This window comes from Castellaniella sp., from assembly GCF_041675725.1.
Lineage (GTDB): Bacteria > Pseudomonadota > Gammaproteobacteria > Burkholderiales > Burkholderiaceae_B > Castellaniella.
Genome location: NZ_JBAYTI010000088.1, coordinates 1 through 8,635 on the forward strand (window position 1 = coordinate 1; position 8,635 = coordinate 8,635).

Annotated in this window: 6 protein-coding genes and 1 pseudogene; 4 read left to right on the forward strand and 3 right to left on the reverse strand. The window is 65.5% G+C overall.

The window, feature by feature from the left end; genetic code table 11:
• Nucleotides 1–799 (reverse strand): autotransporter assembly complex family protein (locus WCZ84_RS12925; protein WP_372686691.1); only part of this gene is annotated, 799 nt, incomplete at its 3' end.
• An 11-nt stretch (nt 800–810) separates the two neighbouring features.
• A complete protein-coding gene (apbC, locus tag WCZ84_RS12930; protein ID WP_372686692.1) occupies nt 811–1,896 on the reverse strand; it encodes an iron-sulfur cluster carrier protein ApbC in 1,086 nt (361 codons plus the stop codon).
• A 118-nt stretch (nt 1,897–2,014) separates the two neighbouring features.
• Between apbC and WCZ84_RS12935 the strand changes: the two genes are divergently transcribed.
• Nucleotides 2,015–2,290, forward strand: coding sequence for a hypothetical protein (locus tag WCZ84_RS12935; RefSeq protein ID WP_372686693.1), 276 nt, complete (start codon nt 2,015–2,017; stop codon nt 2,288–2,290).
• 32 nt (nt 2,291–2,322) lie between these two features.
• Nucleotides 2,323–4,395 carry a methionine--tRNA ligase gene (metG, locus tag WCZ84_RS12940; RefSeq protein ID WP_372686694.1) on the forward strand — a complete coding sequence of 691 codons (2,073 nt, stop codon included), beginning with the start codon at nt 2,323–2,325 and terminating at the stop codon, nt 4,393–4,395.
• Between the two features lie 60 nt (nt 4,396–4,455).
• On the opposite strand, the gene kch is transcribed toward metG, so the two are convergent.
• Nucleotides 4,456–5,655, reverse strand: a complete 1,200-nt coding sequence (gene kch, locus WCZ84_RS12945) for a voltage-gated potassium channel protein (protein WP_372686695.1) — start codon at nt 5,653–5,655, stop codon at nt 4,456–4,458.
• An 81-nt stretch (nt 5,656–5,736) separates the two neighbouring features.
• Between kch and WCZ84_RS12950 the strand changes: the two are divergent.
• Nucleotides 5,737–6,567: pseudogene (locus WCZ84_RS12950) on the forward strand (cation diffusion facilitator family transporter); the annotation flags it as partial.
• The coding region (locus WCZ84_RS12955) for a heavy metal translocating P-type ATPase (protein ID WP_372686696.1) at nt 6,495–8,635 on the forward strand (2,141 nt) is incomplete at its 3' end. The pseudogene WCZ84_RS12950 and the gene WCZ84_RS12955, both read left to right, overlap by 73 nt.

The following is an 8,635-nucleotide window of genomic DNA, read 5'->3' on the forward strand; positions in this document are numbered from 1 at the left end:
CCGGCGGCGCATCGGGCGAACCCGCCGCGGGTTGGGAGCCATCATCCAGCGTCACGAAAGCCCCCCTGAAAAACTGCGTGTCCTGCAGGGCCTGCTGCCATTCGGTGAGCAGGGCCTGGTCGTAGGCCTGGCCGGGCTCATACCGCACGTAGCGGCGCACCAGTGTCTCGGGCACCCGCTTCAGGCCCAGCACCTGCAGCTCGCCCATGCGCACCGGCGGCCCGCTGTCGACCTCGAGGACGAGATCGGCCTGTGCCTCTTCGGGATGGATCTGCGCCTGCGTCTGGCCATACCGGGCATAATAAAAATCCTGGTGCGCGATCTGATCCAGCAGCCGCTGCTTGGCGCTGCTCCATTCGTCATTGATGAAAGGCATGCCAGGCTGCAGCGCCCAGCCAGATCGCAGCGCGGAACGCCGCCCGGCCCACGGCTCGCCCATGATGGCCCCGGCAAACGACAAGCCGACCTGCCGCACCTCGGTCCGCTCGCCGGTTTCGATGGTGATGTCCCAGTACTCGGGCTGATCATCCTGGGCTTCGGTCGCCTCTAGGTCCACGGTCGCATCGAAGTACCCCTGGGTGCGCAGTGCGGCCTGGGTGGCGTCCCAGGCGCGCCGACGCAGCCGGGAGACTTCGCGCACGTCCTGGTCTTCGGCCAGCCGCGTGATGGCATCCAGCGAATCCGTAATGGATTGCAACACTTCTGGCGGCGCACCACCGGGATCCACGATGACCACAGGCTGGGCTGCAAGCGCCCAGCCCGCATAGAGACAGCCCACCCCCCAAAGACTGCGCCACACGCCTCGCCGCCTCAAGTTTTACGAGCGACCACGCGGGGCCGGATACCGGAATCGTCCAGCGGCTGGCCCGCCACGATGATGGCCAACTGCCGGGCGATGCCGTGGTACAGTGCCGCGGCCTCGCCGTCTGGGTTCGCCACGACGCTGGGCCGGCCCGAATCGGTCTGCTCGCGGATGTCGAGCTGCAGCGGCAAGGCCCCCAACCACGGCAAGTGATAGTGGGCGGCCAGCTGCCGACCGCCATCCTGGCCAAAAATGGGCTCGACGTGACCGCACTGCGAACAGACGTGCATCGACATGTTTTCCACGATGCCCAACACGGGAACATCCACCTTCTGAAACATGACCAACCCCTTGCGCGCATCGGCCAGCGCGAGATCCTGCGGCGTGGTCACGATGATCGCGCCGGCCAGCGGCACCTTTTGTGCCATGGTCAGGGCAATATCGCCTGTTCCGGGCGGCATGTCCACGATCAGGTAATCCAGATCGTTCCATTTTGTAAGGGAAAGCAACTGAGTCAGGGCCTGCGTGACCATGGGCCCGCGCCAGATGGCGGGCCCATCGTCTTCCATCAGGAAACCGATGGAATTGGATTGCAGGCCATGCCCGACCATGGGTTCCATGCTCTTGCCATCCACGCTCTTGGGCTTGCCCGACAGACCCAGCATGATGGGCACGCTGGGGCCGTAGATGTCGGCATCCAGCAGGCCGGTACGCGCCCCCTGCGCGTGCAGGGCCAGGGCCAGATTGACGGCCGTGGTACTCTTGCCCACCCCCCCTTTGCCCGATGCCACCGCAATGATGTTGCGTACCGTATCCAGCGGGCGCAAGCCACGCTGCACGGCATGCGTGGCCACCCGGGAGCGGAAATCCAGGGTGCCCACGGTGATGCCGGCGCCCTCGAGGGTCTCGCGCAGGGTCTTGGCCAGGGCGGCCTCGCCATTGAATATGGGATAACCCAGGGTTACAGTGAGATCGAAAGCATCGCCGCGCGGCCTGATCTGCAGAACGTCGTCGGTCACGGCGAGGGTCTTGTGGGTATCGGGGTTCGCCACCCGCGACAATAACTGGCGAATATCCTGTATCGTGGTGCTCATGGAGGGGTCGCTTGAAGATTCCTAAAACTGAAAGCTTAACGGATTCCTCTGGTAATCCGCCGATTGCCCCCAATATTGACACAGCATCGACCATTTTTTCAGGCCGGAGACCTTCCGCATGAACTTCATCCGACACACCTTGCGCGCCATCCTGTTCGTGATCCTCGCCTTTTTTGGCTTGATCATGGCCACGGTCTTCATGGTCTCCACCCTGCTGGCGATCGGTGTGCTGTACATCGTCGCCCGGCTGCAGGGCCGCCCTTTCGGCGTCAAGGCCTACTGGGCCGAACGCCGGCGCGCGCCCATGTCGCCAGGCGCCGCGCCGTGGCCAGCCCGCAAAGCCCACGGCCAGAAGCCCGACGTGGTCGATATCGAGATGCGTGAAATCCCCTAAAATGGGGGTTTTGCCCCAAGCAGCACCACCTCATGCCACGCACCTTCTTCGTCACCACCGCCCTGCCCTACGCGAACGGCTCGTTCCATATCGGCCACATCATGGAATACATCCAGGCCGACATCTGGGTGCGCGCACAACGCATGGCCGGCCACACCGTTCATTTCGTCTGTGCCGATGATGCCCATGGGGCACCCATCATGCTCAAAGCGCAAACAGAGGGCATCACTCCACAGGCGCTGGTGGCCCGCTATGCCGCGGAACGCCCCAAATACCTTGATGGCTTCCACATCCGGTTCGATCACTGGCACAGCACAGACTCGCCCGAGAACGTGGCCCTGTCACAGGGCATCTATCGCGCGCTCCGGCACGCGGGGCTGATCGACAAGCGCGAAATCGAGCAGTTCTATGACCCCGTACAGGGCATGTTCCTGCCCGACCGCTACATCAAGGGCGAATGCCCCCGCTGCCACGCCAAAGACCAATACGGCGATTCCTGCGAAGTCTGCGGCGCAGTCTACCAGCCCACGGAGCTCATCGAACCTTACTCCACACTGACGCAGGTCCGGCCCGAGCTGCGCCGCTCCGAACATTTCTTCTTTCGCCTGTCCGATCCCCGCTGCGCGGCCTTCCTGCAAGAATGGACCACCGGCCAGCGCGCCGACGGCAGCCCGCGCCTGCAGGCCGAAGTACTGGCCAAGACACGCGAGTGGCTGGGGGCCGAAAGCGACGGGGCGCAGGCGAGCCTGGCCGATTGGGACATTTCCCGAGACGAACCCTATTTCGGCATCCCCATCCCGGATGCGCCGGGCAAATACTTCTATGTCTGGCTCGATGCGCCCATTGGCTACCTGGCATCGTTCATGGCCCACTGCCGCAACCTCGGGCTGGATTTCGACGCCCTCACGGCCCCCGACAGCCCGATCGAACAGGTCCATTTCATCGGCAAGGACATCGTCTATTTCCATGCGCTGTTCTGGCCCGCGATGCTGCATTTTTCCGGCCGCAAGGTACCGGACCTGCTGCACGTGCACGGCTTCATCACGGTCAGTGGCGAAAAAATGTCCAAAAGCCGCGGCACAGGCATTTCACCACTGCGCTACCTGGATATCGGCATGGATGCCGAATGGCTGCGCTACTACATGGCCGCCAAGCTCAATGCCCACGTCGAAGACGTCGATTTCAACCCGGATGATTTCATTGCACGGGTGAACAGCGACCTGATCGGCAAGTACGTCAACATCGCCAGCCGGGCCGCCTCGTTCATTACCCGCCACTTCGACGGGCAACTGGGTTTTGCGGCCGACGTCGCCCCCTTGCAGGCTGCGCTGCAAGCCAGCGCGCACCAGGTGCAGGCCGACTTCGAAGCACGGGATTACGGCCGTGCCATCCGCCGCATCATGGCGCAGGCCGACCAGATCAACCAGGCGTTCGACGGCGCGCGACCCTGGGTGCTCGCCAAGGGCCTGGCCCACGCCGATGACGCGCAAAAGCGGCAGCTCCAGGACATCTGCTCGCGGGCGCTGGCGGGTTTCCAGGCACTGACCGTGATGCTCACCCCCGTACTGCCGGCCCTGAGCGCGCGCGTGGCGCGCGACCTGTTCGGCCTCGATCATGGTTTCGTCTGGGCCGACGCGGGCCGGCTGCCCACGCACATCCAGCCATTCAAGCACCTGATGCAGCGGGTCGACCCCGCCCAGCTCGATGCGCTCTTCGAGCCACCGGCCGAGCCGGTGGTGGCCCCCGGCGGCGAACCCATCGCCGAGACCATCACCATTCAGGATTTCGCGCGCATCGACCTGCGCTTGGCGCGCATCGTCGAGTGTACGCCAGTAGAAGGCTCGGACAAGCTGCTGCGCCTGATGCTCGACGTCGGCGAAGGCCGCCTGCGGCAGGTGTTCTCGGGCATCCAGTCCGCCTACGCGCCGGCCGACCTGATCGGCAAGATGACGGTGGTGGTCGCCAATCTGGCGCCCCGCAAGATGCGTTTCGGTGAATCCGAAGGCATGGTGCTGGCCGCCAGCCACGCCGACGAAAAAACCCACCCGGGGCTGTACGTGCTCGAACCCTGGCCGGGTGCAGAACCCGGGCTGCGGGTGCGCTAGGCCCGGGGGCCGCATGGGCCCATGGCCCCATGCACGGCGGGGCCCGGCCGCGCCGAGACGTCAGGCGGGGGCTTTCTCGCCAAACAGCAAATGCTTGATGAGCGCGTCATCGATCGGCTCGCCACTGAGCGTGCGGGCGAGGATCTCGGCCCCCAGCGCCTGCAGCGAAATCACGATATCGGGGTTGACGTGCCGTACCTTGTCAAGGTGCACTGGCGCATTGACCAGCGCCACCAGCTTGGTGCCGGACCCGATGACGTCCCTGGCCGCTAGGATGATGAACGCGTTTTCGGCGTCTTCGGGCCGCAGCGCCAGCACGTAGCGGGCATCGCGACCACCCGCGCGGCGCAGTACTTCGGTATCGCTGGCATCCCCCTGAAGGATGTCGGCCTGCGCCGGAAAGATGCCCGGATCCCCCGGCCCCTGAATCACCGTGACTTCGTGGCCTCGCTGGATCAGCGCCTGGTATACGCTGAGGGCCAGCGAGCCGCTGCCGGCCAATATGATGTGGTTTTTTCTCATGACGTGTGAAATGCGCCCATACAGGAGCCGCCGGATGTTGCCCCCGACCAGGGGCCCGACAACCACGCTGAGCGAAGTGGCAAAAAGCGTGATCCCCAGCATCACCACCGACAGCGTGAACATGCGCGCCGCGTCCCCCTTGGGCACGATGTCGCCATAGCCCACCGTCGACATGGACACCAGGGAAAAATAAAACGCAGTGACCGGATCCAGGATCGCCGGTGAAAACTGATCGCCCAGGTACAGGCTGCCAAACACCGAATAAACCAGCAGGCAACTGAGGGCCAATGCGGCAAACAGGCTGCCGGCCGCCAGGCTGGCCCGGTCGAAATGCTGCCACTTGGCCAGCAACAGGCCGATCAGCACCACGCCCAGGGCAATCAGGCCGGCGGGACCCGCATCCACCCGAACCAGGAACGTCACCATGGCCAGCAGCAGCACGAGGCTCATGGCCCAGGCAATGCGCGCGCGCGCCAGCAGGCCAATGGCCATGAGCTGAATTACCAGCCCCAGCATGACGCGTGAAACGTGGGTGGCCCCGCCCGTCTGCAGATAACGTGCCACCGCTTCGCCATCGCTGGCAAAGAATGCATCCAGCAGATCATGGCCCTGCAGCATGCCCCAGGCGGGCCGCAGGAAGAGGTGCCCCGCCCATGCCACCAGAAGGGCAAGCAGCCAGTGCCAGGGGAAATTCTTCAGCCAGTGGAATACCCGGCCTTTGACCAAAGCAGTACGCATGTGCAAGCCCACTGGACCCAAGTCAAGAACCCGCCAAGTGTAACGTAAGTATTCTGCAACCGAGGCCTTTATACTGTCTCCATGTCCCCGTCCCCCTATGCCTTCCCCGAGCCGGGAGAACGTCAGAAAGCGGCGCATCGCAGCACCTGGATCAGCGTCTGGGTCAATATCGCACTCACGGTGCTGCAAATGATCATCGGTGTGTTTGCGCAATCCCAGGCCCTGATCGCAGACGCCATTCATTCATTGTCCGACCTGGTGTCCGACGGCGTCGTGCTGATCGCCAACCAGCACAGCAACAAAGGCCCGGACGACGATCATCATTATGGGCACCTGCGCTTCGAAAACGCAGCGACACTGGCCGTGGGCGTGCTACTGGCCGTCGTGGGGGTGGGCATGCTGTGGCGCAGCGCCGAACGCCTGCAAGCGCCGGAACTCATCCCGACCGTACACCAGGTCGCGCTGTATGTCGCGCTCATGGCCCTGATGGCGAAAGAGCTGCTGTTTCGCTATCTGCTGCACGTGGCCAGGCGCGTGCGCTCCACCATGCTGGTGGCCAACGCCTGGCATGCCCGCTCCGACGCCGCCTCGTCGCTGGTGGTGGCGCTGGGCATCGGCGCCAACCTGTCGGGGCTGCCGCTGGCTGACCCGCTCGCCGCCCTGGTCGTCGGCCTGATGGTGTTGCGCATGGGCTGGAAATTCTCCTGGCAGGCCTTCAACGACCTGGTCGACCGGGCAGTCGACGAAGACACCCAGAACGCCATACGCGAGCGCATTCTGGGAACCCCCGGGGTTCAGGGCATCCACGATTTGCGCACACGCAAGATGGGTGACATGATCTGGGTCGAGGTCGACATCGAAATGGACGGCCAGCTCACCATAGAGGCGGGTCATGCCATCGCAGTAGAGGCTCGCCGGCGCGTCATGGCCGATCTCCCCGTGCTCGACGTCATGACCCACTTCGATCCAGTCTGATCATGCATCAGGGCCACGCAAATCCCCATCGGCATGCCCACGCGCATCCCCACGAGGGCAGCCATGCGCAAGAGGACGCCGCCTGCTGCGCAAGCGCTGCCGCGGACGCGGCACCGGTGTCCGCACTCGATCCACCGCGCCAGGAAGACGGCGCATGGCGCACCCAATTGCGCATCCGCCAGATGGATTGTCCGACCGAGGCCGCCCTGATCCGGCAGGCGCTCGAGCCGCGGGCCGACGTACAGGCGCTCGAATTCAACCTGATCGCGCGCGTCCTGACCTTGCGGCATGCGCCTGGGGCCCTGGACGACATTCTGGCAGCCATCCGCGCACTGGGCTTCACGCCCGAGCAATCGGATGATCCCATGCCACCCGAGACCCCCAAACGCTGGTGGCCCCTGATCGCCAGCGGCGTGGCCGCCCTGGCGGCGGAAGCCGCCCATTGGCTGGCGGCACCCTGGTGGGTGCCGGCCGTGCTGGCCGTACTGGCGGTGGCCGGCAGCGGCCTGGGCACGTACCGCAAGGGCTGGACGGCCCTGCGCCATGGCCAGCTGAACATCAATGCCCTCATGAGCATCGCCGTCACGGGGGCCCTGGTGCTCGGGCAGTGGGCAGAAGCGGCCATGGTCATGGTCTTGTACGAGCTTGCTGAACGCATCGAGGCCTTGTCCCTCGACCGGGCGCGGCGCGCAGTCCAGGGCCTGATGCAGCTCAGCCCCGATCATGCGGCCGTCCTGCAGGCCGACGGCCAATGGCTCGAAATCGCGGCAGCGAAGGTTCTGCTGGGCGATCTCGTACGGGTCCGGCCAGGCGAGCGCATTGCCCTCGATGGCGACATCGTGGCCGGCCAATCCGCCATCGATCAGTCTCCGATCACGGGTGAAAGCCTGCCGGTGGACAAGGCCCCCGGAGACCCCGTCTACGCCGGTACCATCAACGGCAGCGGCACGCTCGAATATCGGGTCACCAGCCTGGCAGCAGAGTCCACGCTGGCACGCATCATCCGGGCCATCGAATCCGCGCAATCCGCCCGGGCGCCAACCCAGCGTTTCGTCGACCGCTTCGCACGCGTCTACACGCCGCTGGTCGTGCTGTTCGCGCTGGGCGTGGCCGTGCTGCCGCCGCTGCTGGGCCTGGGCGGTTGGTACGACTGGGTCTACAAGGCCCTGGTACTGCTGGTGATCGCCTGCCCTTGCGCGCTGGTCATTTCGACGCCGGTCACCATCGTGAGCGGCCTGGCGACGGCGGCACGCCATGGCGTGCTGGTCAAGGGGGGCAGCTATCTAGAGCTCGGCCGCCAGATCCGCTGGCTGGCCCTGGACAAGACCGGAACCATCACCCGCGGCCAGCCCGCGCTGGCCAGCGTGGCGATTCTGGGCGATAGCGCAGCCGACCCGCACCGGTTTGCCCTGGCCATTGCAGACGCGTCGGATCACCCCGTATCCCGCGCCGTGGCCGCCGGTCTGCGCAACCAGCCCGACCAGCCCAGGGATGGCATCCCGCTTGCGGTGACCGGCTTCCAGGCCCTGCCCGGGCGGGGTTCACGCGCAGACATCGGCGGGCAGGCCTACTGGCTCGGCAATCACCGGCTGATCCACGAACGGGGCCTGTGCTCGCCCGCCCTGGAGGCCCGCCTGGCGCACCTTGAACAACAGGGCCAGACGGTGGTGTTGCTGGCCAGCGACACGCAGGTGCTATCGCTGTATGCTGTCGCCGATCACATCAAGCCCGACAGCCAGGCCGCCATCCGACAACTACACGCCCTGGGCGTGCGCACGCTGATCCTGTCGGGCGACAACCCCCATACGGTGGCCGCCATAGCCCGCCAGGCCGGCATCACCGAGGCGCGCGGCGACCAGCTGCCGGAAGACAAGCTGCAGGCGGTAGACCGCCTATCGGCCAGCGGGGCGGTCGTGGGCATGGCCGGCGACGGCATCAATGACGCACCGGCGCTGGCCCGCGCGGACATCGGTTTTGCAATGGGCAGCATGGGCACCGACGCGGC

Coding starts and splice junctions, on each gene's coding strand:
- apbC (WP_372686692.1), bottom strand. CDS start 1,896: ATGAGCACCACGATACAGGATATTCGCCAGTTATTGTCGCGGGTGGCG.
- metG (WP_372686694.1), top strand. CDS start 2,323: ATGCCACGCACCTTCTTCGTCACCACCGCCCTGCCCTACGCGAACGGC.
- kch (WP_372686695.1), bottom strand. CDS start 5,655: ATGCGTACTGCTTTGGTCAAAGGCCGGGTATTCCACTGGCTGAAGAAT.
- WCZ84_RS12935 (WP_372686693.1), top strand. CDS start 2,015: ATGAACTTCATCCGACACACCTTGCGCGCCATCCTGTTCGTGATCCTC.